The organism is Pantoea sp. EKM103V, assembly GCF_011800365.1.
GTDB lineage: Bacteria > Pseudomonadota > Gammaproteobacteria > Enterobacterales > Enterobacteriaceae > Pantoea > Pantoea anthophila.
Genome location: NZ_JAALFQ010000002.1, coordinates 474,983 through 499,356, shown reverse-complemented (window position 1 = coordinate 499,356; position 24,374 = coordinate 474,983). Strand labels below are relative to the sequence as shown.

Annotated in this window: 22 protein-coding genes and 1 riboswitch; of the genes, 13 read left to right on the top strand and 9 right to left on the bottom strand. The window is 55.3% G+C overall.

What is annotated here, in order from left to right; genetic code table 11:
• Positions 1-40 precede the first annotated feature (40 nt).
• Positions 41-1,090 carry an NAD(P)-dependent alcohol dehydrogenase gene (locus HFD97_RS08705; protein WP_167431812.1) on the bottom strand — a complete coding sequence of 350 codons (1,050 nt, stop codon included), beginning with the start codon at positions 1,088-1,090 and terminating at the stop codon, positions 41-43.
• A gap of 111 nt (positions 1,091-1,201) precedes the next feature.
• Here HFD97_RS08705 and HFD97_RS08700 point away from each other — a divergent pair, with 111 nt between their 5' ends.
• Complete coding sequence (locus HFD97_RS08700) at positions 1,202-1,588, top strand: helix-turn-helix domain-containing protein (protein ID WP_058957093.1); 387 nt, start codon at positions 1,202-1,204, stop codon at positions 1,586-1,588.
• Positions 1,589-1,624: 36 nt separating this feature from the next.
• Here HFD97_RS08700 and HFD97_RS08695 read toward each other — a convergent pair whose 3' ends face one another.
• Positions 1,625-2,446: a Cof-type HAD-IIB family hydrolase gene (locus HFD97_RS08695; RefSeq protein ID WP_167431876.1), complete on the bottom strand. Its 822-nt coding sequence runs from the start codon at positions 2,444-2,446 to the stop codon at positions 1,625-1,627.
• Positions 2,447-2,699: 253 nt separating this feature from the next.
• On the opposite strand from HFD97_RS08695, the gene HFD97_RS08690 reads away from it, so the two are divergent.
• Complete coding sequence (locus HFD97_RS08690; RefSeq protein ID WP_167431811.1) at positions 2,700-3,962, top strand: DUF1479 domain-containing protein; 1,263 nt, start codon at positions 2,700-2,702, stop codon at positions 3,960-3,962.
• A gap of 74 nt (positions 3,963-4,036) precedes the next feature.
• Entirely contained in the window at positions 4,037-4,786 is a 750-nt protein-coding gene (locus tag HFD97_RS08685; RefSeq protein ID WP_167431810.1) for a DNA-binding transcriptional regulator YciT, read from the top strand.
• Here the strand turns inward: HFD97_RS08685 and HFD97_RS08680 are convergent.
• Positions 4,783-5,799 (bottom strand): LacI family DNA-binding transcriptional regulator, encoded by a 1,017-nt coding sequence (locus HFD97_RS08680; protein WP_167431809.1) that lies wholly within the window; start codon positions 5,797-5,799, stop codon positions 4,783-4,785. The genes HFD97_RS08685 and HFD97_RS08680 overlap by 4 nt on opposite strands.
• 256 nt (positions 5,800-6,055) lie before the next feature.
• Here HFD97_RS08680 and ascF point away from each other — a divergent pair, with 256 nt between their 5' ends.
• From ascF to HFD97_RS08650, 6 genes are all read left to right on the top strand, one after another.
• On the top strand, positions 6,056-7,501 hold the full coding sequence (gene ascF / locus HFD97_RS08675) for a PTS cellobiose/arbutin/salicin transporter subunit IIBC (RefSeq protein ID WP_167431808.1): 1,446 nt from the start codon (positions 6,056-6,058) through the stop codon (positions 7,499-7,501).
• A gap of 36 nt (positions 7,502-7,537) precedes the next feature.
• The gene (locus HFD97_RS08670; RefSeq protein ID WP_009092841.1) at positions 7,538-8,968 is read left to right on the top strand and encodes a 6-phospho-beta-glucosidase; all 1,431 of its coding nucleotides are present in this window, start codon (positions 7,538-7,540) and stop codon (positions 8,966-8,968) included.
• 106 nt (positions 8,969-9,074) lie between these two features.
• A riboswitch (TPP riboswitch) is annotated at positions 9,075-9,177 on the top strand.
• A gap of 70 nt (positions 9,178-9,247) precedes the next feature.
• Positions 9,248-9,949 (top strand): thiaminase II, encoded by a 702-nt coding sequence (gene tenA / locus HFD97_RS08665; RefSeq protein ID WP_111207281.1) that lies wholly within the window; start codon positions 9,248-9,250, stop codon positions 9,947-9,949.
• A complete protein-coding gene (locus HFD97_RS08660) occupies positions 9,946-10,686 on the top strand; it encodes an ABC transporter ATP-binding protein (protein ID WP_167431807.1) in 741 nt (246 codons plus the stop codon). The genes tenA and HFD97_RS08660 overlap by 4 nt, the downstream gene beginning before the upstream one ends.
• Positions 10,683-11,441 carry an ABC transporter permease gene (locus tag HFD97_RS08655; protein WP_167431806.1) on the top strand — a complete coding sequence of 253 codons (759 nt, stop codon included), beginning with the start codon at positions 10,683-10,685 and terminating at the stop codon, positions 11,439-11,441. The genes HFD97_RS08660 and HFD97_RS08655 overlap by 4 nt, the downstream gene beginning before the upstream one ends.
• A gap of 24 nt (positions 11,442-11,465) precedes the next feature.
• Positions 11,466-12,401, top strand: a complete 936-nt coding sequence (locus tag HFD97_RS08650; RefSeq protein ID WP_167431805.1) for an ABC transporter substrate-binding protein — start codon at positions 11,466-11,468, stop codon at positions 12,399-12,401.
• A gap of 36 nt (positions 12,402-12,437) precedes the next feature.
• On the opposite strand, the gene HFD97_RS08645 is transcribed toward HFD97_RS08650, so the two are convergent.
• Together HFD97_RS08645 and HFD97_RS08640 are read right to left on the bottom strand one after the other, a co-directional pair.
• The gene (locus HFD97_RS08645; RefSeq protein ID WP_167431804.1) at positions 12,438-14,210 is read right to left on the bottom strand and encodes an EAL domain-containing protein; all 1,773 of its coding nucleotides are present in this window, start codon (positions 14,208-14,210) and stop codon (positions 12,438-12,440) included.
• A gap of 146 nt (positions 14,211-14,356) precedes the next feature.
• Positions 14,357-15,583 carry an FAD-dependent oxidoreductase gene (locus tag HFD97_RS08640; protein ID WP_167431803.1) on the bottom strand — a complete coding sequence of 409 codons (1,227 nt, stop codon included), beginning with the start codon at positions 15,581-15,583 and terminating at the stop codon, positions 14,357-14,359.
• A 317-nt stretch (positions 15,584-15,900) separates the two neighbouring features.
• On the opposite strand from HFD97_RS08640, the gene clcA reads away from it, so the two are divergent.
• On the top strand, positions 15,901-17,229 hold the full coding sequence (clcA, locus tag HFD97_RS08635; RefSeq protein ID WP_244319785.1) for a H(+)/Cl(-) exchange transporter ClcA: 1,329 nt from the start codon (positions 15,901-15,903) through the stop codon (positions 17,227-17,229).
• A 76-nt stretch (positions 17,230-17,305) separates the two neighbouring features.
• Here the strand turns inward: clcA and HFD97_RS08630 are convergent, their stop codons facing one another.
• Together HFD97_RS08630 and HFD97_RS08625 are read right to left on the bottom strand one after the other, a co-directional pair.
• Positions 17,306-17,830: a phenolic acid decarboxylase gene (locus HFD97_RS08630; RefSeq protein ID WP_167431801.1), complete on the bottom strand. Its 525-nt coding sequence runs from the start codon at positions 17,828-17,830 to the stop codon at positions 17,306-17,308.
• Positions 17,831-18,747: 917 nt separating this feature from the next.
• On the bottom strand, positions 18,748-19,428 hold the full coding sequence (locus tag HFD97_RS08625) for a type 1 glutamine amidotransferase domain-containing protein (RefSeq protein WP_150029161.1): 681 nt from the start codon (positions 19,426-19,428) through the stop codon (positions 18,748-18,750).
• A 366-nt stretch (positions 19,429-19,794) separates the two neighbouring features.
• On the opposite strand from HFD97_RS08625, the gene HFD97_RS08620 reads away from it, so the two are divergent.
• The gene (locus HFD97_RS08620; protein ID WP_009092831.1) at positions 19,795-20,010 is read left to right on the top strand and encodes a YdgH/BhsA/McbA-like domain containing protein; all 216 of its coding nucleotides are present in this window, start codon (positions 19,795-19,797) and stop codon (positions 20,008-20,010) included.
• A gap of 62 nt (positions 20,011-20,072) precedes the next feature.
• Here the strand turns inward: HFD97_RS08620 and HFD97_RS08615 are convergent, their stop codons facing one another.
• Together HFD97_RS08615 and HFD97_RS08610 are read right to left on the bottom strand one after the other, a co-directional pair.
• Positions 20,073-21,275, bottom strand: coding sequence for an MFS transporter (locus tag HFD97_RS08615; protein ID WP_046102768.1), 1,203 nt, complete (start codon positions 21,273-21,275; stop codon positions 20,073-20,075).
• A gap of 165 nt (positions 21,276-21,440) precedes the next feature.
• Positions 21,441-22,181 (bottom strand): nitroreductase family protein, encoded by a 741-nt coding sequence (locus HFD97_RS08610; protein ID WP_167431800.1) that lies wholly within the window; start codon positions 22,179-22,181, stop codon positions 21,441-21,443.
• A gap of 577 nt (positions 22,182-22,758) precedes the next feature.
• On the opposite strand from HFD97_RS08610, the gene HFD97_RS08605 reads away from it, so the two are divergent.
• Together HFD97_RS08605 and HFD97_RS08600 are read left to right on the top strand one after the other, a co-directional pair.
• Positions 22,759-23,448, top strand: a complete 690-nt coding sequence (locus HFD97_RS08605) for a hypothetical protein (RefSeq protein WP_150029163.1) — start codon at positions 22,759-22,761, stop codon at positions 23,446-23,448.
• A gap of 233 nt (positions 23,449-23,681) precedes the next feature.
• Positions 23,682-24,161: a type VI secretion system tube protein Hcp gene (locus HFD97_RS08600; protein WP_167431799.1), complete on the top strand. Its 480-nt coding sequence runs from the start codon at positions 23,682-23,684 to the stop codon at positions 24,159-24,161.
• Positions 24,162-24,374: the final 213 nt, after the last annotated feature.

Below are 24,374 nucleotides of genomic sequence, written 5' to 3'. Positions count from 1 at the left end.
GGCATCGTAAAGGGCACGCCTTCACAGCGTGCCCCCTGCGTTACCAGCGCGTTTTCTGCATATCAATCACAAAACGATATTTCACATCGCTGGTCAGCATACGTTCAAAGGCCGTTTCGACCTCTTCACCGGTAATCATCTCAACATCCGCCGTGATGTTGTGCTGCCCACAGAAGTCGAGCATTTCCTGCGTCTCCTGAATACTGCCAATTGAGGTGCCGGTAATACTCAGACGGCGGAACACCATCGGTGTCACATTCGGTGACGGATGAGGCTGATCGGGGATACCCACCAGCACCAGCTGACCGTTGGTTTTCAGCGCATTCAGATAGGGATCGAGATCGTGTGGCGCAGCCACGCAGTCCAGAATGATATCCAGCGATGCCTGACAGGCCGCCAACTGGGCCGCGTCACGGGAAACTACCACGTTTTTGGCGCCCAGCCGGCGGGCATCCGCCCCTTTCTCTGGCGAGGTGGTAAATAAGGTGACCTCTGCGCCCAGCGCACTGGCCAGCTTAACCGCCATATGGCCCAGGCCGCCCAGGCCTACTACCCCGACGCGATCCCCCGCTTTGACATTAAAATGGCGCAGCGGTGACCAGACGGTGACGCCCGCGCAGAGCAGTGGTGCCACCGCGTTCAGCGCCAGGTTATCAGGCACCCGCACGACAAAATGGTGATCGGCAATCACATGCTGGGCATAGCCGCCAAAGGTCGTGTTACCGGTGTACTTATCGGTTCCGTTATAGGTCGGCGTAAAGCCTGCCTCACAGTACTGCTCTTCATGCTGCTGGCAGAAATGGCACTCGCGACAGGCGTCAACCATTACGCCGACCCCGGCAATCTCTCCGACCGCAAACTGAGTGACGTTCTCACCCACTGCCACCACCCGGCCGACAATTTCGTGACCCGGCACAAGGGGATAGCGGCTTACGCCCCACTCATTGCGCGCCATATGCAAATCGGAGTGACAGACGCCGCAGTAAAGGATCTCGAATTTAACATCGTCAGCCTGCAGCTCGCGTAACTCCACCTGACCTGCGCGCAGCGGTTGATCTGCCTGACTGGCGACCAGTGCATTAATCTTCATCTGTTGCCTCTTCTCACCTGATGGTCGTAAAGAAAGCGGCACACTATAGACACATGGGATCGGTTTTGGTAGTAGTTACCTTTTGGTTACCACCCTGCTAAGGAGGCAATAATGCCCGCCTGGGTTGATGGAAAACTGCTGTTTTATGCGGATTCACCGCCGCGCCGCCTGCTGGAACTCTTTTCCGTCAAGTGGAGCACGATGGTGCTGCATGCGCTTTATCACTGGCCGGAACACCGTGCGCGCACGGGTGAACTGGAGCGGAGCCTGCAGGGAATTTCAAAGAAGATGCTGATTCAGACGCTGCGCGAGCTGGAGCAGCGCGGGCTGGTTGCACGCCATGTCTGGCAGGTGGTACCGCCGAAAGTGGAGTACAGCCTGACCGCGCTGGGCATGACATTTGCCGGGCCGATTGAGCAGATGTATCAGTGGGGCCTGGAAAATCAGGCTGCGCTGGATGAAATGGAGGATCACGCGCGCAGCCACCGGGAGGCCTGAAGGAGGACCAGGTGGGCCTGTCAGCCCGGCCCGGCCTCACTCAAAGGGAAATTCGCGCGCCAGCACGCGGGAGATCACATTCAGCGCCCCCTCTTCATTGTTGCTTTGCGTCTGATATCGCGCCACGGCGGCGACAGAAGCGGCGGCATTCGCCATTGAGAAACTGAAACAGGCCTGACGCAGCATCTCAATGTCGTTGGCGCTGTCACCGATGGCCAGCACTTCGCAGTCGCTGATGCCCCACTTCTCCTGCAGCAGCGCAATGCCATGCGCCTTGTGGCAGCCAGGAATGATCAGGTCGATAAAGCCAAACCCGCTGGAGACCGGATGCATGATGTTTTCCAGCTCGCCGAGTCTGGCATGCAGCCGTTGCAGCAGGGCATCCACCCCTTTATGCTCCAGATTCAGCGAGAATTTGAAAATTGTATCGTCAATGGCATAGAGGTCATCGCGTTTTTCCAGCCGGTGATAGTGATTTGAGAGCTTAGCCATCACCTCGTCAGAAGCCGATGCGTGCATGTAAGCGCCATTACGCCCGCACACCACCACCGCAATATCGGGTTCATGCGCCAGGATATCCAGAATCTTATGCACCTTCTCGCGGGCCAGCTCGCCACAGAAGATCTCTTCGTTGCAGTCTGAAACCCACGCGCCATTCTCCGCGACGAACGCGATCTCATCTTTGATGTCGGGAAAATAGCGCTGTAACTGGTAGTACTGGTTCCCGCTGGCAACCACAAAACGGATGCCTTTCTGCTTCAGCAGCGCATACTGCCGTGAAAACCGCTGAACGTTGTACGCTTTATCGTCGTCCAGAAAGGTGCCATCCATATCCACCGCAATCATCTTAACCGCCATCTCACCTGCCCCTATAGAGTCGCCGTTCTGTCCTTTCGGCTGATTGATTTGATTCATAAAGCTTACTCGCTGTGTGGATTAATGAGAATGCAAATAGTGACGTTGCTAACGGCTTTCGGAGCCTTCCGGTTCCGGAGTTGTGTTATCACGCACGTTTCGGAGCGTTAAAAAGATGTTAATCTCAGCCGTAAATTACGAATGAAGGTTATTTTAATTACATTCGTAACTCAACCCGAATATTGAGGAGCCTGAGATGCGTGATGAGACCCGATCGACCCCATTGCCGGAAGACGTCAAAGCGTCAATACGCGTAGTGAAACAGCAGTTGCGGCAGCAGATAGGTGATGTTGAAGGCCTGTTCCGGCAGGTGTGTGACAGCATCGAATCGGCGATTGCGGAGGCAAAAGCGGATGAGGAGTGGACGGGCAGCGCCTGGCCAGTGGTGCCGATGCAGGATATTGCTGAGGGACAGGTTTCAGATGAAACCCGGGCGCGGATTAAACGGCGCGGCTGTGTCGTGATTAAGCAGCACTTTCCCCGGGACCAGGCGCTGGCCTGGGATAAGTCAATGCTCGACTATCTGGAGCTCAACCGGTTTGACGAACAGTATCGCGGGCCGGGCGATGATTTTTTTGGCACGCTGGCCGCCTCGCGTCCTGAAATTTATCCTGTTTACTGGTCGCAGGCGCAAATGCAGGCGCGACAAAGCCCGGCAATGGCGCACGCGCAATCTTTCCTGAACAGGTTATGGACCTTCGATTCACAGGGCAAAGAGTGGTTTGACCCGGATGTCAGCATCATCTATCCCGATCGCATTCGCCGTCGCCTGCCTGGCACCACCTCCGGCGGATTAGGGGCTCATACCGATTCCGGCGCGCTGGAACGCTGGCTGCTCCCGGCTTATCAGCAGGTTTTCAGTAAGCTGTTTCACGGTGACTTTGCCGCTTATGACCCCTGGGACGCGGCACACCGCACTGAAGTGGATGAGTATGATCTGCCTGGCACCACCAAATGTTCTGTGTTCCGCACCTTTCAGGGCTGGACTGCCCTCTCTGATATGATCCCCGGTCAGGGCCTGCTGCATGTCGTGCCGGTGCCGCAGGCGATGGCTTATGTGCTGCTGCGTCCACTGCTTTCGGATGTGCCGGAGGATGAGCTCTGCGGTGTCGCCCCAGGCCGGGTCTTGCCGGTTAACGAGCAGTGGCATCCGCACCTGATGGCCGGACTCTGTCCGATACCGGCCTTAGAGGCAGGGGATTCGGTGTGGTGGCACTGTGATGTGATTCACGCCGTGGCGCCAGTCAGGGATCAGCAGGGCTGGAGCAATGTGATGTACATTCCGGCCGCCCCGCTGTGTGAAAAAAACCGCCTCTATGCCCGCCATGTCGCACAGGCGCTGGCGCAGGGCCATTCGCCAGGCGATTTTCCTCCGGAACATTATGAAGCGGCGTGGGATCAACGTTTCAGGCCGGAAGATCTCAATCTTAACGGACGTCGCTCGCTGGATTTAGCCTGATCTGCCCCCGCGCTGCACCGGCGCGGGGAAAACCCTGATACACTGCCACTCCTGTTTTTCTGCGACATCCCATTATGAATCCGCGACATCATCAGATTATTCAACTGGTTAATAGCCGGGGCAGCGTGACGGTGAGTGAACTGTCACAGCTCACCGGGGTTTCTGAAGTTACCGTGCGTCAGGATCTCACGCTGCTGGAGCGTGACCGTCTGCTGCGGCGGGTTCACGGCGCTGCGCTGGCGCTGGACAGCGATAATGTCGGTACCCGCCTGAACACCCGCTATCCCATCAAGCAGGCGCTGGCGCTTCACGCCGCCCGTCTGGTTGAGCCGGGGGAGTCGGTATTTATTGAAGGCGGCAGCACCAACGCCCTGCTGGCGCGCGCGCTGGCCGACCGTGCCGATCTGACCCTGATTACCGTCAGCCACTACATTGCCCAGCTTCTGCGTGAGGCGGCCTGCGAAGTGATTGTGCTGGGTGGGATGCTGCAGAAAAGCAGTGAGTCGGTTGTCGGCCCGCTGACCCGCTACTCCATTCAGCAGGTTCACTTTCACCGGGCATTTGTCGGCGTGGATGGCTGGCATCCGGAAACCGGCTTTACCGGTCGCAACATGCTGCGCTGTGATGTGGTGGATGCCGTTCTGGCAAAAGGGGCGGAAAACTACGCCCTGACCGATGCCTCTAAATTTGGCCAGATCCACCCCTATCCGCTCTCATCCGGTTATCAGGTCGGGCATGTGATTACCGATGAAACGCTGGATGCCGTCACGGCAGAGCAGCTTAAGGCGCGCGCGGTTAACGTGATAACGGTCGCCACGGGTTAAACCGCGCCTGGCCCCTGCGTGACCGAATCGCGCAGCATCAGGCTGGCGGTAAAGGGGGGATGGGCAGACCAGTCACCGCCATCCAGCATGGTCAGCAGGCGATGAATCGTCTCATTGATCATCTCCGTCACCGGCAGTTTCATGCTGGATAATGACGGCGTGATGTAAGGTGCCAGCGGGATATCATCGAAACCGATCACTGAAACCTGATCCGGCACCGCTATCCGGCACGCTGTAAGCCGTTTGATCGCCCCGATCGCCATCTCATCATTACTCGCCACCAGCGCGGAGAAGGATATCCCGCGTGCCAGAAGCGTATCCACGGCCTCCATCCCGCTTTGTGCCGTCCAGCGGCCTGACACAATACGCGCCGGATCGGCGTCGATACCCTGTGCCGCCAGCGCGGCACGATAGCCGGAGAGGCGTTCCACCCCGGTCGGGGAATCGAGCGATCCGGTAATAAAGGCGATGTCGCGATGCCCCTGATTCAGCAGATGACTCACCGCCGTGACGCTCCCGGCATGCTGATCGCTGTAGATGCAGTAGCTTTGATTAACACGCAGACGCCGGTTGATGACCAGGATCGGCTGTTTGTGACGGGAGATAATGGCATCCAGCGCATCAATGGACAGAAAGCGCGGATAGATGATGATGCCGTCGCAGCGCAGATCGAGCAGAAACTGAATCGCCGCCTGCTCCTGCTCCGCCGTATGTTTGCCATCGGCCAGAATCAGCTGGCGGCCCTGCTGCTCCAGTATGCGCGCCGAGTGCGCCATCAGTTCCGTAAAGTAGCTTCCGCTGTAGAGGGTGTTGGTGATCACCAGCCCGATAGTCTGAGAGCTTTTCGTTGCCAGATTGCGCGCCAGCAGATTAGGGCGGTAGCCGGTTTCGGCAATCGCGTCGAGAACTCTCTGACGCTTTTCCTGACCGACATACCCCTTGCCGGAGAGCACGCGTGACACTGTCGCTTTTGAGACGCCCGCCCTGTTCGCCACTTCCTGAATCGTTGCCATGCTGATGCTCCTTTACTGCGTCGTTCTGCAGTCTACCTAAGCCTCTCAATATTGGAAATATTTACCCTCGCGCTCAGCCAGCCTTTGCGCCAATCGCAGGTGACGCCGGTCACAAAACGAAAATCTGGCTGATTTTTGGGCTTGTCCCGGTCATAAAAGCCCTTCATGATTTTGTGAAACCGGTTTCCTATCTGCCTGCATGCAGGCGCAAAAACATAACAACATTGACCGATTTACCCTACAGAGAAGAGCGATCATGCCCAGAAACTATGCCGAGGTGTCACGCGCCATCGTCGATGCGCTAGGCGGCCTCAACAATATCGAAGCCGTAACGCACTGCATGACCCGACTGCGTTTTGTGGTGAAAGATGAAACCCAGGTGGACTATCCCCGGCTGAAAGCGATCGATGGCGTGATGGGCGTGGTTCACAACGATACCCAGTGTCAGGTGATCATTGGCAATAACGTCTCTCAGGCCTTTCAGGCGCTGCAGGCGATGGGTTCCCCTGCCGCCTCATCCACGCCGGTGAAACGCAAAATCACGCTGAAAAGCATCGGCGCAGGCATTCTGGATGCGCTGGTCGGCACGATGTCACCGCTGATCCCGGCCATTATCGGCGGGTCGATGGTTAAGCTGCTGGCGATGATACTGGATATGGCCGGTGTGTTTGAAAAAGGCTCCTCTACGCTGGTGATTCTCAACGTGATTGGTGACGGGGCCTTTTTCTTCCTGCCGGTGATGGTAGCCGCCTCTGCCGCGCTGAAGTTTAAAACCAATATGTCGCTGGCGATCGCCATTGCTGGCGTGCTGGTGCACCCTAACTTTATTGATCTGATGGCGAAAGCGGCGCAGGGTCAGGCCGTGGAATTTGCCTTCATTCCGGTCACGGCGGTGAAATATACCTACACGGTGATTCCGGCGCTGGTGATGACCTGGATCCTGTCACACATTGAGCGCGGCGTGGACCGCATTACCCCGGCCGTCACCAAAAACTTCCTGAAACCGATGCTGATTGTGCTGATTGCCGCACCCATCGCAATCGTGCTGATTGGTCCGATTGGCATCTGGATCGGCAGCGGCATCTCTGCGCTGGTCTACACCGTCCATGGCTATCTCGGCTGGCTCTCGGTCGCGATTATGGGCGCGATCTGGCCCCTGCTGGTGATGACCCGTATGCACCGGGTGTTTACCCCGACCATCATTCAGACCATTGCTGAAACCGGCAAAGAGGGCATGGTGATGCCCTCCGAGATTGGCGCCAACCTGTCGCTGGGGGGATCGTCTCTGGCGGTAGCCTTCCGCACCAAAAACCGGGAACTGCGTCAGACCGCGCTCGCGGCGGCGGCCTCCGCTATCGTTGCCGGCATTTCAGAACCTGCGCTGTATGGTGTGGCCGTCCGCCTGAAACGCCCGCTGGTCGCCTGTCTGATCAGCGGTTTTATCTGCGGCGCGGTAGCGGGGATTGGTGGGCTGGCCAGCCACTCAATGGCGTCGCCTGGCCTGTTTACCAGCGTGCAGTTTTTTGATCCCACCAACCCGATGAGTATTGTCTGGGTCGGTGCGGTGATGGTGTTGTCTGTGGTGCTGTCGTTTGTGCTGACGCTGCTGTTAGGCTTTGAAGATATCCCTGAAACCGACGCCACCACCACGGCACAACCGGCAGCCGTACCCGAACGCGTCAACGCCATTAACAGCCACTAAAGGAAAGGGTCTTACCGACCCGGAAAAGAGGAATGCATGTCTGAATCAAGGTTTCCGCAAGGGTTTTTATGGGGCGGTGCACTGGCCGCCAACCAGAGCGAAGGCGGTTTTCGCGAAGGCGGAAAAGGGTTAACCACCGTCGATATGATTCCGCATGGCCCGCACCGGATGCCGGTCAAACTCGGTCTTGAAAAACGGTTTGCGCTTCGCGACGACGAGTTCTACCCCAGCCATAATGCGATCGATTTTTATCATCGCTACCGGGAGGACATCGCGCTGATGGCGGAGATGGGTTTCAGCGTGTTCCGCACCTCAATTGCCTGGAGCCGTCTCTATCCCAACGGCGATGAGCTGACACCTTGCCCGGAAGGCATTGCTTTTTACCGTTCGGTGTTTGAAGAGTGCCGTAAACATCAGATCGAACCGCTGGTCACCCTCTGCCATTTCGATGTGCCGATGCATCTGGTGACGGAGTATGGCTCGTGGCGTAACCGTAAAATGATCGACTTTTTTGCCCGCTATGCCCGCAGCTGTTTCGAGGCGTTTGATGGTCTGGTGAAGTACTGGCTGACCTTCAACGAGATTAATATCCTGCTCCACAGCCCCTTCTCCGGTGCCGGGCTGGTATTTGAACCCGACGAAAATCCGGAGCAGGTGAAATATCAGGCGGCGCATCATGAACTGGTCGCCAGCGCGCAGGTAACCCGCATTGCGCATGAGGTCAATCCGGCTAACCAGGTTGGCTGCATGCTGGCGGGCGGCAACTTCTACCCCTGGTCGAGTAAACCGGAGGATGTCTGGGCCGCGCTGGAGAAAGATCGTGAAAATCTCTTCTTTATCGATGTGCAGGCACGCGGCGCATATCCCGCCTACGCGGCCCGCCTGTTTCGGGAGAAAGGCGTAACGCTGAAGATCGAGGAAGGTGACGCGGAGATTCTGAAAAACAGCGTCGATTTTGTTTCGTTCAGCTACTACGCCTCACGCTGCGCCTCGGCGGAGATGAACGAGCAGAACAGCAGCGCCGCCAATGTGGTGAAGTCTCTGACGAATCCCCATGTGCCGCGCAGTGAATGGGGCTGGGGCATCGATCCACTCGGATTACGGATCACCATGAACATGATGTATGACCGCTATCAGAAGCCGCTTTTCCTGGTCGAAAATGGTCTGGGCGCACGCGATGAACCCGATGCCAGTGGCGAAATCCATGACGACTACCGCATCAGCTATCTGCGTGAACACATCCGCGCGATGGGTGATGCGATTGAAGATGGCGTGCCGGTCATGGGCTACACCAGCTGGGGCTGCATCGATCTGGTGGCGGCCTCAACCGGCGAGATGAGTAAACGCTACGGTTTTGTCTATGTTGACCGCGACGATCTCGGGCGTGGTACGCTGGCCCGCACGCGTAAGAAGTCATTCTGGTGGTATAAGAAGGTCATTGCCAGCAACGGAGCCGATCTTGAGTGACAACGTCACTTATTGAGTATGGTGTCTGCGGTGATACGCCTGTCAGCGACGCCGCAGGTATGCACTCAACCTGCCGTTGTACTCTGCCGGTAATTATCGTATAACCGATGTCTCCGAGGGGTGTCCTGTTATGGGCTGAGATGGCGTAAGCCGAACCCTTTGAACCTGATCTGGGTCATGCCAGCGAAGGGACGGGTCGGCAGATATTTCTGCGTCATCTCCTGCATCACTCCCTGTTCCAGCCCGTATGCCCGGATCTCCATTGTGACAGGAGATCTGATGACACATCCGCTTTTCGAAACCGGCTTTTACGGTCGTCTGCGTCAGCAGGCTGGCCCTCACTGGCACGCCTATGTGGCACATGACTTTGTACAGCAGCTCGGTCAGGGTACGCTGCCTCCCGCCGCGTTTCGCCATTATCTCACCCAGGATTATCTGTTTCTGCTGCACTTCGCCCGCGCCTGGGGCCTGCTGATAAGCAAGCTCTCCGCGCCGGATGCCCTGCGCAGCGCGACGGCGTCGCTCAACGCCATCGTCAGCGAACTGCCGCTGCATCTGGACTACTGCCAGCAGTGGGGCATCAGTGAAGCGGCAATGGCGAGCGAACCGGAGGCGGTGGAAACGCTCAACTACACCCGCTATGTGCTGGATGTGGGTCACAGTGGCGATGCGCTGGAGCTGCTGACCGCGCTGATGCCCTGTGTCGCCGGGTACGCTGAAACGGGTCTGACCCTGCTACAGGATCCTGCAACCCGCTTCAGCGATAATCCTTATGCGGCGTGGATAGAAAACTACGGCGATGAGTCCTATCTGAACGGCGTTCGCAACGCTCTTTCGCTGTTTGAAACTCTGGCGGGCGAGCGTGCGGCTGAGCAGCGTTTTGCCTCACTGGCGCAGATTTTTACTACGGCCACACGGCTGGAATCCGCGTTCTGGCAGATGGGACTGAATCATGCGGCCAGTCTGCAGGTCCGCCCATGATTGCGTCAGCCTGTTCGGCGCCGCCTGGTATCGCAATCCGTCAGCTGTCACTCAGGTTGGGTCAGCAGCAGCTCTTCAGCCAGCTCACTCTGGAGATTGCGGGTGGCCAGTTTACAGCGTTGCTGGGGGCGAGCGGCGTGGGTAAAAGCAGTCTGATGCGGGTGATTGCCGGTCTGTTACCGCCTTCGTCCGGCCAGGTCAGCGGCAGTGATGGCCTGCCACTGACCGGTCGCATCGCCTGGATGGGACAACAGGATTTGCTCTATCCGTGGCTGACAGTGGAGCAGAACGTTTGTCTGGCCAGCCGCCTGAACGGGGAGAAGCCGGATCGTGAGCGGGCACAGCACCTGCTGGCGCGTGTCGGTCTGAGTCGTTATGCCACCGCTCGGCCCGCGACGCTCTCCGGCGGGATGCGTCAGCGCGCCGCACTGGCTCGCACCCTCTATACCCGCCAGCCCGTGGTGCTGATGGATGAGCCCTTCTCTGCGCTGGATGCCCTGACCCGCAGTCAGATTCAGAAGCTGGCCGCGGAAGTGCTGGCCGGGCACACCGTGTTGCTGATAACGCATGATGCCGCAGAAGCCTGTCGGCTGAGTCATCATCTGCTGGTGATCGGCCCCACGGGTATCGAAGCCTCTCCCTCCCTCCAGGGGCAGCCTCCACGGGCGGCAGAGGATGTCAGCGTCATCCGGAGTCAGGCTGCCCTGCTGAATCAGCTGAGCAGGTTAGCCGGATGACGTCAGGACAACGATCTGGCGGGCTACGCCGGGGTGTGACGCTTTTTACGGGCCTCATCGGATTGTGGTGGCTCGTTACCCTTTCCGTACCCGCTTTTTTGCTGCCCTCACCCCCGGCGGTCGCCACCGCGCTCTGGCAGAACGCCCGCTATCTCAGCCAGCATAGCCTTATCACCCTGACGGAGATCCTCAGCGGCATGACACTGGGCGTGCTGCTGGGCGCCCTGCTGGCGCTGGGGATGTCCCTTTCGCCGCGGTTGCAGCGCTGGATGATGCCGCTGGTGATCACCAGCCAGGCGATCCCGGTGTTTGCGCTGGCGCCCCTGCTGGTGCTCTGGTTCGGCTTCGGGATGAGCGCCAAAGTTGCAATGGCGGTGCTGGTGATCTTTTTCCCGGTGACCTCCGCCTTTTTTGATGGCCTGCGCCGCGTCCCGTCCGGCTATCTCGATCTGGCCCGCACGCTGGGCGCCTCACGCGCGGCTCAGCTGCGTCATGTCAGGCTGCTGGCGGCACTGCCCGCGCTGGGGTCCGGTTTACGGATGGCAGCCGCGGTGGCCCCGATTGGCGCCATTATCGGAGAGTGGGTCGGTTCAGCGGAAGGACTGGGCTACGTCATGCTGAATGCCAATGCCCGGATGCAGAGTGATCTCTGCTTTGCCGCCCTGCTCATTCTGGTGCTGATGACGCTGCTGCTGTGGCTGTTTATCGATTTCCTGCTCCGTCGCCTGATTAGCTGGGCCCCCGAAACGGATTAATGACCTTAACTGACGAGAAAAAGTATGACGAAAATACCGCTCTTTACCCTGCTGCTGGGTGCCGCCTTCGCCACCCCCCTTCAGGCAATGGAAAAACTGACGCTGGTGCTCGACTGGTATATCAATCCCGATCACGCGCCGATCATGGTGGCACAACAGACCGGCGCCTTTGCCGCAGAGGGGCTGGAGGTCAGTATCATTCCCCCTTCCGATCCGGCGCTGCCGCCGCGCCTGGTGGCCGCAAAGCAGGCAGACTTAGCCATCACTTACCAGCCTCAGCTGCATTTCTTCGCCGACAGGGGCCTGCCCCTGATGCGGGTTGGCACCCTGATCAATACGCCGCTGAATACGCTGATCACACTCGACAGATCGATTAAGAGTCCGGGGGCGTTAAAAGGTAAACGCATCGGCTATTCCGTCAGCGGTATTGAGCAGGCGACGCTGGCGACCATGCTGAGCCATGAAGGAGTAAAGGCCGATCAGGTGAGGCTGATTAACGTCAACTTTCAGCTCACCAGCGCCCTGCTGACCGGAAAAGTGGATGCGGTGATCGGTGGCTATCGCAACATCGAAGCGCTGGAGATGAAAGATCAGGGGAAAGATCCGGTGGTGTTTAACGTTGAGGATTATGGCGTTCCGGCTTATGACGAGCTGATCATCGTGGCCCATCGGGATGAGGCGCATTCAGAAAAGATCAGAAAATTTCTGCGGGCACTGAAGAAGGGAAATGCGACGTTACAGGCCCAGCCTGAAGCGAGCTGGCAACGTTTTGCCCGCGCCCATCCGGAACTGAATACGCCGTTAAATCACCAGTCATGGATAGCGACGCTGCCGCTGTTCGCCGCCGATCCGGCAAAACTGGATCGCGCACGCTATCAGGCTTATGAACAATTTCTCTTCGATAACCAGCTGATTAAACGCATGACCCCGGTTGATCGCTACGCCACTGGCAGCGAATAAGAGACCGGCCCGCAGCGTGCGCTGCGGGCCGATTTCCTAGCGGACCTTCTGATAGAGCCAGTGTTCGATGTCACTGGCGGGCAGCGGTTTTGAGAAGAAGTAACCCTGAATTTCGTCACAGCCGTAACTTTTCAGCAGTGCCAGCGTCGACTCGGTCTCCACCCCTTCCGCCAGTACGGTGTAGTTCAGCTCTTTCAGCATCTGAATAATGCACCTGACGATGATTTTAGACGCCTCATCCTCACCCATGCGCGAGATCAGGGAGCGATCGATTTTGATCACATCCAGCGGGATATCCTGCAGGTAGCTGATGTTGCTGTAGCCTACGCCGAAATCATCCAGTGAAATGACAAAGCCGTGCGATTTCAGTGCCTCCAGCCCCTTGATCCCCACATCGCTTTTGGTGATCAGTTCATTCTCCAGACATTCAATACCCATAATTGAGGCGGGGAGCTGCGCGGCCGTCAATTTCGCCAGCAGGTTGTCGGCAAAATCTGCTTTTGAGAAATCACGTTCACTGACGTTAATGGAGACCGGAATCAGATCGTATTCGCGATTCCAGCGCGCCAGTTGCTCTATCGTGTGATCGATGACCCAGTTGGTGAGATCGGAAATCAGATTCGTTTTACCCGCTAATGGAATAAATTCTGAAGGGAAAAGTTCACCCCGCTCAGGATGATTCCAGCGGATGAGTGCCTCCAGCCCGACAGTTTTGCCGGTTCTCAGGCAGATTTTGGGCTGCCAGGCGAGATAAAGCTCTTCATTTTTATGCAGCGCCTGCGCCAGATCGTTCATGATCATAAAGTCTTCGGTGCGGCGTGTATCGTAACTCTCATCAAACACCATCGCGCTGATGTTCTCATCAACCGCTTCGTGCAGCGCGCTTAACGCCTGACGCATCGTTTCATTGGCATCCATCTGCGCTGGCACGAATTCGGTTTCGCCGGTGTGGACATCCAGATCGAGCGTAATATTTTCGGCCAGATCGGCCTTGAGGCCTGTGAACAGCTCAACCATATTCTGCGCAGTATAGCGACCAGACCAGGGCTGAATGATGGCGAAGCGGCCCGGTGCAAAGCTGTAGAGCGTTTCGTTTTCAGCCAGATTGAGTCGGTGAGCGACATCTTCCGCCATCTGCTTCAGCAGTTTCTCCATCGGGGCGATCCCGACGGCACGTGAAAGCTCATACGCGCGAATAATGTCGATGCAGTCGATCAGGATCAGACGAAAGCGGCTATGGGGTGCGGTCAGGGTCAGCTGCTGTATATCGCGCAGCAGGCGGGGACGATTCGGCAGATGCGTGATGACATCGGTAAAGCCCGCATGGTTCCAGGCATCCAGAAACGAGGTGACCAGCGTTGCCAGTGAGCGCAGAACCGTCAGTTTCTCGTCGGTAAAGGGGTGAGGCTCGGTATCCGTGACGCAGAGCGTTCCCAGTACCGAACCTTCAAGATTCTGCAGCGAGACGCCGGCGTAGAAACGGATATGCGGATCGCCTTTCACAAACGGGTGGGTGACGAAGCGCTCATCCAGCAGGGTGTCCACCACCACCAGATGGCCTTCGCCATCAATCACATGGCGGCAAAGTGACTCATCCCGGGTCGATTGCTGAAGATCGAAGTTGCGAGAGGCTTTAATATACTGATTATGGTCGTCAATAATCGAAATGAAGCTGCCTGAGATACCCAGGACCTCACTGGCAAGATTCACAAATCTTTCCAGCACCTCATCCCGGGTTTCATCCGGTGACAGCAGTGCCTTAATAGCACTCAGTCGTTTTACGTCACTGCCATTTTGCTCGTTATGCACGAAACCTCTCCTATGCAGGCGCAAAATTCGAAATAATTTCGCTGCTTAATGCTCAATTAGCGCCCAATTATCAGATAAATAGCGGCTCAATCTGACAGTAATTCCACAGCGAAACAGTGTCGCACGATATCTGAACGCTGTCGAAATCATTTATTGTCCTTACCACGTGCAACCTGCGGCGATTCCGGCCGGAACCCGAGTCCGATGAGGCGACCGGCCATAAACTTCAGAAAGGGCAGCCGACCGATCATCCCGGGGATGCGACTGCTGCCACCGGTTTTCTTTTTGCTCTTTTTGCGGCTCATTTTGATCTGCAAAAACTGCGTGGCAACAGTAGGAAACTGACGGCGCTTCTGCACTTTTTCCAGGTCGCGCAGCTGCAGCTCACCGGCTTTAAGCGGCGCAGTCAGAATATTCGCCGTCGCCACCGCATCCTGGATCGCCAGATTTACACCCACCCCGCCTATGGGCGACATTGCATGCGCCGCATCGCCAATGCAGAGCACGCCAGGCTTTGCCCACTTATCGAGTCGGTCAATGCGGATAGAGAGCAGCTTAAACGCCGCCCAGTCCTCGATTTCCGCCATTCGCGCGGCTTCAAAAGGTGACAGGGCCGCGATCTCCGCTTTAAACGCATCAAGTCCGGCGGCCTGTTTCGCGTCAAACTCCCCCTTTGGGATAGTCAGCCCGCACTGCCAGTAGTCACCGCGATCGATAACGATAAAGTTTCGTCGCGGTCCCGTGTGCCCCACGCCCATATCAGGGTCGTGCGGCTGCCTGCTGAGACGGAACCAGATGACATCCCGTGCCGCGCCAAAAGCCTGACTGGTCAACCCTGCCGCTGCGCGTACCTGAGAATGTCGGCCATCCGCACCCACCACCACTTTGCAGCGGACATGAATGCGCTGATTTCCGCGCAGTGCCGTGACGCCACTGACCGTGCCATTTTCCTCATTAAGCGACTCAAAGGCGGTTGACCGCAGGAGAGTGTAGCCCGGATATCGGGCGCTGTGATCGGCAATAAAATTCAGGAAATCCCACTGCGGCATAAAAGCGATAAAGCGGCACTGAACCGGCAGGCGGGAAAAGTCGGCCATGGTGACTTTCTGGCCGGCAATCTCCGCCTCCAGCTTTTCGACCTTCTGATGCGGCAGCCTGAGAAATGCTTCCAGCAGGCCGAGCTGGTGCATCGTTTCCAGCGTAGAGGGGTGAATGGTGTCACCGCGAAAATCGTGCAGAAAATCGGCGTGCTTTTCGATGACTACCACGCGCACGCCTGCCCGGACGAGCAGATAGCCCAGCATCAGGCCGGCCGGGCCGCCCCCGACAATACAACAGTCAGCGGTGAGGATTTCAGTAGAATGTGGCTGCATGTCGGCTCCCTGTCACGCCAGTATTGCTATGATTATTGCGTCAACCGTGGCGACAACGCCGCAGTCGGTCGATAGTGCGTGGCTCAGACACTGAAAAATCAGGATACGCCAGCCTACCGCGAACGCATGGCGCAAGTGGTTTGTCCACCGCAGGCGAAATAGCCGCTTTCCTCAGCTGAAATTGATCCTGACGTTTGTTTTCACCTTATCTCTCAGTAAACTGGAGCGCTGGTCTGGTTGAACAAGAATCCCTCTCAATGAATGAAGAAATACCGCAACCGGTTTATGTTCCCCGCTCCATCGCGGCACGCAGCCGGATGTTCCGCGCCCTGCTTCACCGCGATAAGACGCCGCTGGCGATGTTGTTTTGCGCTGCGCTGGTCGGTTCGCTGGTTGGCCTGGCCGGGGTAGCCTTTGCCCGCGCCGTTGAGGCTATTCAGCAATGGCGCGCCGACACACTGGTACCCGCCCACTTTCAGGGCTCGACACTCTATGTGGCCGCCTTTGCCATCTCGGCGTTACTGGCGATGGTCGGCTATTTCCTGGTCAGACGCTTCGCCCCCGAAGCCGGTGGCTCCGGTATTCCGGAAATTGAAGGGGCGCTGGAGGAGCTGAGGCCGGTGCGCTGGTGGCGGGTGATTCCGGTGAAATTTTTTGGTGGTATGGGCACGCTGGGTGCCGGAATGGTACTGGGCCGGGAAGGCCCGACGGTGCAGCTGGGCGGCAATATCGGCCGGATGGTGATTGATATTCTCGGGATGCGCAGCAACGAGGCGCGGCATACGCTGCTGGCAACCGGTGCGGCGGCCGGTCTGGCAGCGGCGTTTAACGCGCCGCTGGCGGGCATTCTGTTCATTATTGAAGAGATGCGTCCGCAATTCCGTTATAACCTGATATCCATTAAGGCCGTGTTTACCGGCGTAATTATGGCCAGCATCGTCTTTCGCTGCTTTAACGGCGAACAGGCGGTCATCTCCGTAGGCAAACTGGCGGATGCGCCGGTGCAGACGCTGTGGCTCTACCTGGTGCTGGGCATGATTATCGGGATGGTTGGTGTACTGTTTAATCGCCTGATTTTTCTGACGCAGGATATGTTCGCCCGCTTCTACGCCGGTAAAACCGCACGGGTTGTACTGGCGGGGGGCTTGTTAGGAGGCGGCTGTGGCATTCTGGCGCTGCTGTTCGCCCCAGGAGCGGGTGGCGGTTCAGAACTGATCCCCCAGGCTGTGCATGGCGTCTTCCCCTTCGCGCTGCTGCTGCTGATCTTTCTGGTGAGGCTGATTACCACCCTGCTCTGTTTCAGTTCAGGTGCGCCGGGCGGTATTTTTGCGCCGATGCTGGCGCTGGGAACCCTGCTGGGTACCACGTTTGGTGTGGCGATGACCGATCTCTTTCCGTTCTATCAGCTGGAGCCCGGTACGTTCGCTATTGCGGGAATGGGTGCACTGTTTGCGGCCTCGGTCAGAGCACCTCTTACCGGCATCGTGCTGGTGCTGGAGATGACCGATAACTATCAGTTGATCTTACCGATGATTATCACCTGTCTGGGCGCGACGCTGCTGGCGCAGTTCCTGGGGGGCAAACCGCTCTATTCATCTATTCTGGCCCGCACGCTGGCCCGGCAGTCGGCCGTGACGCCTCCTTAGGCGGACATTCACGCCGCGGGATAAAGGTTCTTATCCCAACCGGCTACCCGCCTCTCAGGGCGGGTAGCCCGGTCACTTACTTGTCATCAAAAAAGTCAGCAGGCATCTGGCCGGGTGCCAGATTGATCACTTCATCATTATCCGGCCCCTCATTTTTCATGTAGGTGACCTTAGCGAACTCAGGAATAATCACGTAGGGGTAAGCGGGGCCTTCGTCACGAAAGCGATGCATATCCTCAATGAAGTCATTCTGATAGCAGATAGTTTTTTCAGGATGCTGACCTTCTCCGGCGATCCACTGCGGAAAGAAGATGGTCCCGTGCAGCAGAGTGCGATTAAGATCGAACAGCAGGCTGACGCAGGTTCCGGTCGGCTCATGCCAGTCTACTTTATAGATACCCGGGGCAAACTGAACCGCGTGCATCTTCTGGTTGGTCACCCAGCGGCCGCCCACCAGCCCCTGATGAATGCGGTAGTCACAGGTCGTTTCGTTACGCGCGTACCACTCATATTTCCAGCCATTATCATAGGTATAGACAAAGTGCGTACCCACGAACTGAGACAGATCGCTGGCAATATCCTCTGGAGATTCTGCAGACATGTTACCCTCTCTGGACAGGCGCCCGAACCGGGCGCAGATAAATGTATAAACCAGCCGGCAAATACTCACTATGGACCAGACTGGCTGAATTGCCATCCAGAGCAGGAAATTGTCATCGGACTGTCACAGAGCCGGATCGGTCATATTGACAGAGAAGGGTCACTGAGCAAGAGTCGATTAAATGCCGGAAAGAAAGATAAAAGCCCTGACTAAGACAGCCAGGGCTTTTAGGTTACTACTGATTTAACATTTACCATTAACTAACTTAATTAACAGGAACAACTTTGGTACAGCTATTTATGAACAGATTCTGCGGATAATAATGAACACGGTTACAGAATGTCACTATTATTAACGGTCTCAACCACCTGAGAGTCTTTCGTGAGACAAAGACAGGTCAGGCCCGTATAAATCTGCACACCCCCATCGCGATATATACTCTTTGATGCGTTGCCTTACATTCATTACGACGTGTAATCCGCAACCGTAACCGTCGTAAAGTCACGTTCAGAACTACGAGGCCTTACATCATCGCGATGCAATACTGCTTATCTCTCAGTGCGTTACTACGACTCGATTTAACAGGATTGTGATTAACTCAAAAGAGCTGATGACAACAATGTTTAACAGAACCGCCGACAACTTAAGCGAATAAGTCCATCGACACCGATAACACCGTTAATTCCCGGTGTGTCAGGGCACTTTCATGCCGCTGATAATTCTTAATCTACCTCTGATATAAATAATGTCAACACTGGAATTTAACCCATGTTTATATCTTCAGTGCTCCGGAAATTTTTCATGGAGTGATAATCGATATATTGATCCTGAATAATTCGGCAGGTAACTATTTTGACAGAGATGATTAAAAGGCGATTACAAGGGCGCCGACAGACGCCCCTGTGAAAGACCTGACTCTATTTTTTCAGACTCGCCAGCAGAACCTTCGCGGTCTCAGAAGAGGAGCCCGGGTTCTGCCCGGTAATCAGCAGACCATCCTGGACAGTGTAGGACTGCCAGTCCTCTCCCCGTGAATAGAGACCGCCATTCTGTTTCAGCGCGTCTTCCACGAGGAATGGCACGACGTCGGTCAGGCCAACGCCCTCCTCTTCACTGTTAGTGAATCCCGTGACTTTCTTCCCCTTAACCAGAGGCGTGCCATCCGGATTTTTCACATCGCGCAATACGCCAGGTGCGTGGCAGACCAGTGCTACCGGTTTGCCAGCCTGCAGGGTCTGCTCAATCAGTGCAATGGAGTGTTTGTCATTTGCCAGATCCCATAGCGGGCCATGGCCGCCCGGATAGAACACAGCGTCAAAGGCATTCGGGCTCACGCTGTCCAGTTTGTGGGTAGAAGCCAGCACCGCCTGCGCAGCCGAATCGCTATGGAAGCGACGGGTATCCGCGGTCTGAGAGTCGGCTTCATCACTTTTAGGATCGAGCGGAGGTTGTCCTCCCTGTGGTGATGCCAGGGTTACGTCTGCACCCGCGTCAAGAAAGGCATAGTAAGGTGCGGCAAACTCTTCCAGCCAGAAACCGGTTTTCTTGCCGGTATTACCCAGCTCATCATGTGAGGTCAAAACCATCAGAATCTTCATGTCCGCTCCCTGTAAGCGTTGCAGGTTAAGAGTTCAGGCGCGTCATACCCGATGTTAATCGCGCCTTCTTCTGTTTTGTCCGTCAGTGGTGACGGACTCTGAGGAATCACTGAAATTTACCGCTTAATATTCGGTGATCCGCAACCCATTATAGTTCATCACTATTCTTTTCGTTTTTCTGCCGGATAGCCGTGTCAGACTCTCTGCAAAGGTTCTCTCACCAGCCTGAGATGAGCACAATCCGGCACAACTAGTTAGCATGATCACGATTACCGCACTAATAGTTAATATAGATATGGTAACTATGGTTATTATTATTCCCATCGGAGGCACACATCCTCCTCATTGATAAACAGGAATATGACCATGAAAAACGTAAAAGCACTTTCAATTGCCGCTCTCGCCACCCTTTCACTGATCTCATTTGGCAGCTTCGCGCAGAGCGTGTCTGTGACCTCCTCAACACTGGATGGCGCAGAGTCAAAAATCGCTGCTCAGGCGCAGGAACAGGGCGCGCAATACAAAATCACCGAAGCGAACACCAACAACCGTGTTCATATGACCGCAGAACTGTATAAATAACGGATGGTCGCAAACGGAATTGCCAGAAGAGGCTGCCCAACGGGCAGCCTTTTTTGTGTCGGTCAGGCGAGGCGTGCGGCTGGTGCGCTGCCGGTGCGCCACCATAAAATCAGTGCCGCCAGGGCGATCACGCCCAGAACAGCAAAGGCGGTGCTGTAGGAGTAACGCGCGGCGATCATGCCCGTCATGGCCGGACTCAGCGCAGCGCCCGCTCCCTGCATCAGCATAATCACGCTTTGCCCGGCGTTAACATGGCCGGAGCCACGCAGCAGAGAGACGATATAACCCGGCACCGCCACCCCCAGGATCCCGGCTGCCACCCCATCCAGTACCTGAACCGGTATAACAAAGAGTGGAGCGGCAAAGCCCGCCGCAATCACCGCGCGCAGCGGTAAGATCATCAGGGCGACCATAATAAAGAGTCGGTAGCCGTGCGTTTCGACCCGTTTAGAGACCCATAGCGCCACCGGAATCATCACCAGCTGCGAGATCACCACCGTTGCCGCAGCAAAGAGGCCAGGGCTGACCGCTGCCTGACCGCCTGCCGAGGCGACGCGCATGCTCAGCATCGGCAGCAGCGCGGCATTGGCAAGATGAAACAGCAGCAGCGTCACACCGGCCACCAGCAGGGCCGGTTTGCGTATCAACATCGATAAGCGCGGCGCGGGTTCACGCTCTTCATTCTGCTCGTAACCGCGGGCAACGTCGTTATCGATCTCATCACCGCGAATCGCTATCGTGGCAACAGCAGCGAAGAGCGCCATCACCGTCATCAGAATAAAGACCGCGCCCATTCCCCAGTACCAGGCTGAAAATCCCGCCAGCAGTGCGGCGATGGTATTCCCGCCGTGATTAAAGGCCTCATTGCGACCCATCTGATGGTTAAAGCCGCGCTGGCCGGTCAGTCCCAGGGTGATGCCCGCCACGGTCGGGCCGATAAAGGCCGCCGCTATTCCCGCCACGATTTGTGAGACCATGGCGGTCCAGGTCTGATTGCTGTACCAGAGCAACAGCGTGGCGACCGTGATCACCAGACAACCCAGCAGCACAATCATTTTCTTGTGTCGGGTGGCGTCGGCCGCGATCCCGGCAGGCAGCGTGGCCAGTAACCCGGCGATGCCGCCGCAGGTCATGACCAGACCGATTTCGTCGGGACGCCAGTGACGCTCCGTCAGAAAGATGCCCAGAAATGGCCCCAGCCCGTCGCGAACATCGGCCAGAAAAAAGCTCATCAAACAGAGCGCGTAGAGAGAACGCTGTGACATGTTATTTCCCTGGAAGGTAAGTGTTAAAGGCAATTGCGCTTCGGTTAAAAAGGAAATTATGTGTTACAACGAGGAAAGTCACATTTCGTTATAGTAACAAAATGAAAAAGGCCACCCGTATCTGGTTACGGGTGGCCATGGCGTGTTTCGCGGTAAATGCGCGGCTTATTTATCGGTGCCGAAACCCTGCTTCAGCAGTGCAGGCAGCACAGCCGGGAAGTAGATGTTTTTGTAATAACCACCGACGCTTGCACTCCAGCTTTCGCCATCGTTGCGGCCGATGTTTTTCCAGTGCTGCACCATCTCATCGTTATAAGCGGCAATCTGCTGCTCCAGCCCCTGGGTTTTATAGGTCTCGTCATGGCGGAAGGTCGCCAGCGGCAGACGGGGTTTCTGATGAGCGGGTTCATCAACATGACCAATGACCACACCTGCCACAGGGAACGTCAGCGGCGGCAGATCCAGCAATGAAATCATCGCTTGCGGATCGCGGCGGATCCCGCCAATTGGCACAATGCCTAATCCTTCTGCGCGCGCGGCAGCCATCACAGAGCCCAGCGCAATCCCGATATCGGTTGAGCCAGAGACGATGCTTTCGATGCTCTGATGCGCGATTTGCTGCTGATCGACCGCAGACATCGCTACGGCAGATTTATGCATATCAAGTACAAAGGTGATGAACACCGGTGCTTTAGCAATCCACGGCTGACCACCCGCAATCGCGGCGATCTCCGCGCGACGGCCTGCGTCACGCGTGATGACGACAGAAACCTGCTGCGAGTTGACCGATGTTGGCGCACGGTAAGCGGTACTGATAATCCGATCCAGTACAGCCTCATCAACGGGTTGCTCAGTGAAACTGCGTTCACTTTTGTGACTTGTGAAAATATCAATCAGATTGCTCATAGTTCCTCCCATTTAAAAAGCAACTATAACAGTAACGTATTCGCACGCTTGGTATTTCGAGGGTTTTTGAGCACCCTTTTGTAACCGTTTTTAAACACGTCTGCGTCTCTGTACACGTTTAAAACGCCGGAGTTAAAGTCACCGAATCACTCACCGCCGGTGCGCTATTTAGTCAGTCCCGTTACCGGACATCTTTTAAGCGCTGTGTGCAACTGACAATGCAATGCTATCTGCTGAAACGCGCCGCCCGGATTGAGCCATTACCCTTCAGGCGATTAACGCCTGCTTCACCGTTTGACCGCGGCTAAAAAGCAGACAGGTAGCCGAGGCTATTATCATACCTGCGGCGTTGACCACTCTTTCCTGAAGTCCCTTTCCATATTCTGACAATTCATCAAAAAGAACCGAAGGTAACCTATTTAAGCGCTTTGTGAATAAACCGATCACACAATTGCGGGACATCTTTCAGGTTATATTGATCAAGCGCATTACTGAAGCGTTAACCGTATTTACATAAAAAGAACGGCCAGATAATGTGAGACATAAAACAGGGATGAATGGTTCGAGGGAATGAGCAATGCCATACAGCCATCAGGTGATAAGATATTTACAGCAAAATAACATTTTAGCTAATCAACTCGATCACGCTGTCTCAGGCGTTAAGGAAGCCGTATTAAATCAGATTGAGATGACAGGCGCTGGCGCCAGACGCTTGCTCTATTACACCTCCTGCTTTACCGATGAATATAAAGATGTTTGCCTGCAGCAAAAGACCGAAGATATTCGCTTTGCGAAAGGTATTTACCACCTATTGCGACATGAAGATATTATTTATGAAATGCTTAATATCTATTTTAATGAGATATTGCGCTATAAAACACCTGAGCAACTACAACATATTAAGCATTTGCTTATGGCAACAAATATTCATATCGCAGCAAGTTCATTGACTAATTTAGGATTTGCATCAGCGACGGCAACTGCAGTTTCATTAGGTTTAAATATTCATCAAAATATAGCAGCTCTTGCAGGACGTATGGGAGGGGGCATCATAATGGCAACGGGTTTTTATGGCATAGTGCAAAAAGCTGCTGATAGTGCTCAAAGCTTACATATTAAATTCCCCGCTTATTATCAGACTTTATACATGCATGAGCTTGAAATGATGTATTTTTTAATAGACCCTCTATTTAAACGTGCTGAGGTATTTCAGCACGTAGCGTCAGACGAAAATATAGCAAACATCATCACCAGGATGATAAGATAATGCTGCTTAATATTATTAAACGACTTCTGAAGCGGATTTTCACTTCACTGATAGGGTTATATGCTCCACAGGCTATAATAATTGCCTATGCCTTATTCCAGATAATACTATTTCCTTCAGCCCCACTCTGGCTTGTGCCAATATTTGCCCTGATAGTGATATATATATTTAGTCGCTATGTGAAGTGGTGAAGTGCCATTAGTTTTTTAACCTCATAAGGAATTGAAAAAATTATGTCTACACCCGCCCATTTATGGCTTGAAGATGAAAACGGTTCTCCCGTCACAGGCAGCTGTCAGATGCCACTGCGGTTGGGCTCCATCGAATTAAAATCGTTCTCTCACGGCGTAACCATACCTGTCGATCCCAGCTGGGGAAAGCTCACGGGAACGCGGGTCCATAGCCCTGTAACGATAGTCAAAGAGTTTGATCAAACAACGCCGCTACTCTACAGAGCAGTCTGTGAAGGCCGGACAATGAAGAAAGGCACTATCCGAATGTATCGCATTCTGGAATCCGGAATCGAAGCCGAATATTTCAATATCATTCTGGAAAATGTCAAATTTACGACAGTCGCACCCTACCTTGCCCCTGGCGGGATGAGCAGTACGCATCTCGAAACGCTGGAATTACGCTATGAGGCAATCACATGGAAATATATGGATGGCAATATCGTATATCGTGATGAGTGGAATAACTACGCGAGATCATAAGTGCTTCTGACTGACTTCACCAATCAACTTCTGAAATTAATAGATAAGACAGTTACGTCACCCCCGAATTTTTGTTATGTCGCAATATTTCCAATACTGTTATCTGCTGCAGTTGCATTACTGCCGTCCTGTGAACAGGTTTAACGAAATGGAGAGTCCGTTACCGTTACACCTGTCGCAGGGAGAAAGCAGCATCCGCGAGCATGCATCACG

What these genes read in the sequence shown, in the direction of transcription:
- HFD97_RS08705 (WP_167431812.1), bottom strand. Translation starts at nt 1,090, where the DNA reads ATGAAGATTAATGCACTGGTCGCCAGTCAGGCAGATCAACCGCTGCGC.
- HFD97_RS08700 (WP_058957093.1), top strand. Translation starts at nt 1,202, where the DNA reads ATGCCCGCCTGGGTTGATGGAAAACTGCTGTTTTATGCGGATTCACCG.
- HFD97_RS08695 (WP_167431876.1), bottom strand. Translation starts at nt 2,446, where the DNA reads ATGGCGGTTAAGATGATTGCGGTGGATATGGATGGCACCTTTCTGGAC.
- HFD97_RS08690 (WP_167431811.1), top strand. Translation starts at nt 2,700, where the DNA reads ATGCGTGATGAGACCCGATCGACCCCATTGCCGGAAGACGTCAAAGCG.
- HFD97_RS08685 (WP_167431810.1), top strand. Translation starts at nt 4,037, where the DNA reads ATGAATCCGCGACATCATCAGATTATTCAACTGGTTAATAGCCGGGGC.
- HFD97_RS08680 (WP_167431809.1), bottom strand. Translation starts at nt 5,799, where the DNA reads ATGGCAACGATTCAGGAAGTGGCGAACAGGGCGGGCGTCTCAAAAGCG.
- ascF (WP_167431808.1), top strand. Translation starts at nt 6,056, where the DNA reads ATGCCCAGAAACTATGCCGAGGTGTCACGCGCCATCGTCGATGCGCTA.
- HFD97_RS08670 (WP_009092841.1), top strand. Translation starts at nt 7,538, where the DNA reads ATGTCTGAATCAAGGTTTCCGCAAGGGTTTTTATGGGGCGGTGCACTG.
- tenA (WP_111207281.1), top strand. Translation starts at nt 9,248, where the DNA reads ATGACACATCCGCTTTTCGAAACCGGCTTTTACGGTCGTCTGCGTCAG.
- HFD97_RS08660 (WP_167431807.1), top strand. Translation starts at nt 9,946, where the DNA reads ATGATTGCGTCAGCCTGTTCGGCGCCGCCTGGTATCGCAATCCGTCAG.
- HFD97_RS08655 (WP_167431806.1), top strand. Translation starts at nt 10,683, where the DNA reads ATGACGTCAGGACAACGATCTGGCGGGCTACGCCGGGGTGTGACGCTT.
- HFD97_RS08650 (WP_167431805.1), top strand. Translation starts at nt 11,466, where the DNA reads ATGACGAAAATACCGCTCTTTACCCTGCTGCTGGGTGCCGCCTTCGCC.
- HFD97_RS08640 (WP_167431803.1), bottom strand. Translation starts at nt 15,583, where the DNA reads ATGCAGCCACATTCTACTGAAATCCTCACCGCTGACTGTTGTATTGTC.
- clcA (WP_244319785.1), top strand. Translation starts at nt 15,901, where the DNA reads ATGTTCCGCGCCCTGCTTCACCGCGATAAGACGCCGCTGGCGATGTTG.
- HFD97_RS08630 (WP_167431801.1), bottom strand. Translation starts at nt 17,830, where the DNA reads ATGTCTGCAGAATCTCCAGAGGATATTGCCAGCGATCTGTCTCAGTTC.
- HFD97_RS08625 (WP_150029161.1), bottom strand. Translation starts at nt 19,428, where the DNA reads ATGAAGATTCTGATGGTTTTGACCTCACATGATGAGCTGGGTAATACC.
- HFD97_RS08620 (WP_009092831.1), top strand. Translation starts at nt 19,795, where the DNA reads ATGAAAAACGTAAAAGCACTTTCAATTGCCGCTCTCGCCACCCTTTCA.
- HFD97_RS08615 (WP_046102768.1), bottom strand. Translation starts at nt 21,275, where the DNA reads ATGTCACAGCGTTCTCTCTACGCGCTCTGTTTGATGAGCTTTTTTCTG.
- HFD97_RS08610 (WP_167431800.1), bottom strand. Translation starts at nt 22,181, where the DNA reads ATGAGCAATCTGATTGATATTTTCACAAGTCACAAAAGTGAACGCAGT.
- HFD97_RS08605 (WP_150029163.1), top strand. Translation starts at nt 22,759, where the DNA reads ATGCCATACAGCCATCAGGTGATAAGATATTTACAGCAAAATAACATT.
- HFD97_RS08600 (WP_167431799.1), top strand. Translation starts at nt 23,682, where the DNA reads ATGTCTACACCCGCCCATTTATGGCTTGAAGATGAAAACGGTTCTCCC.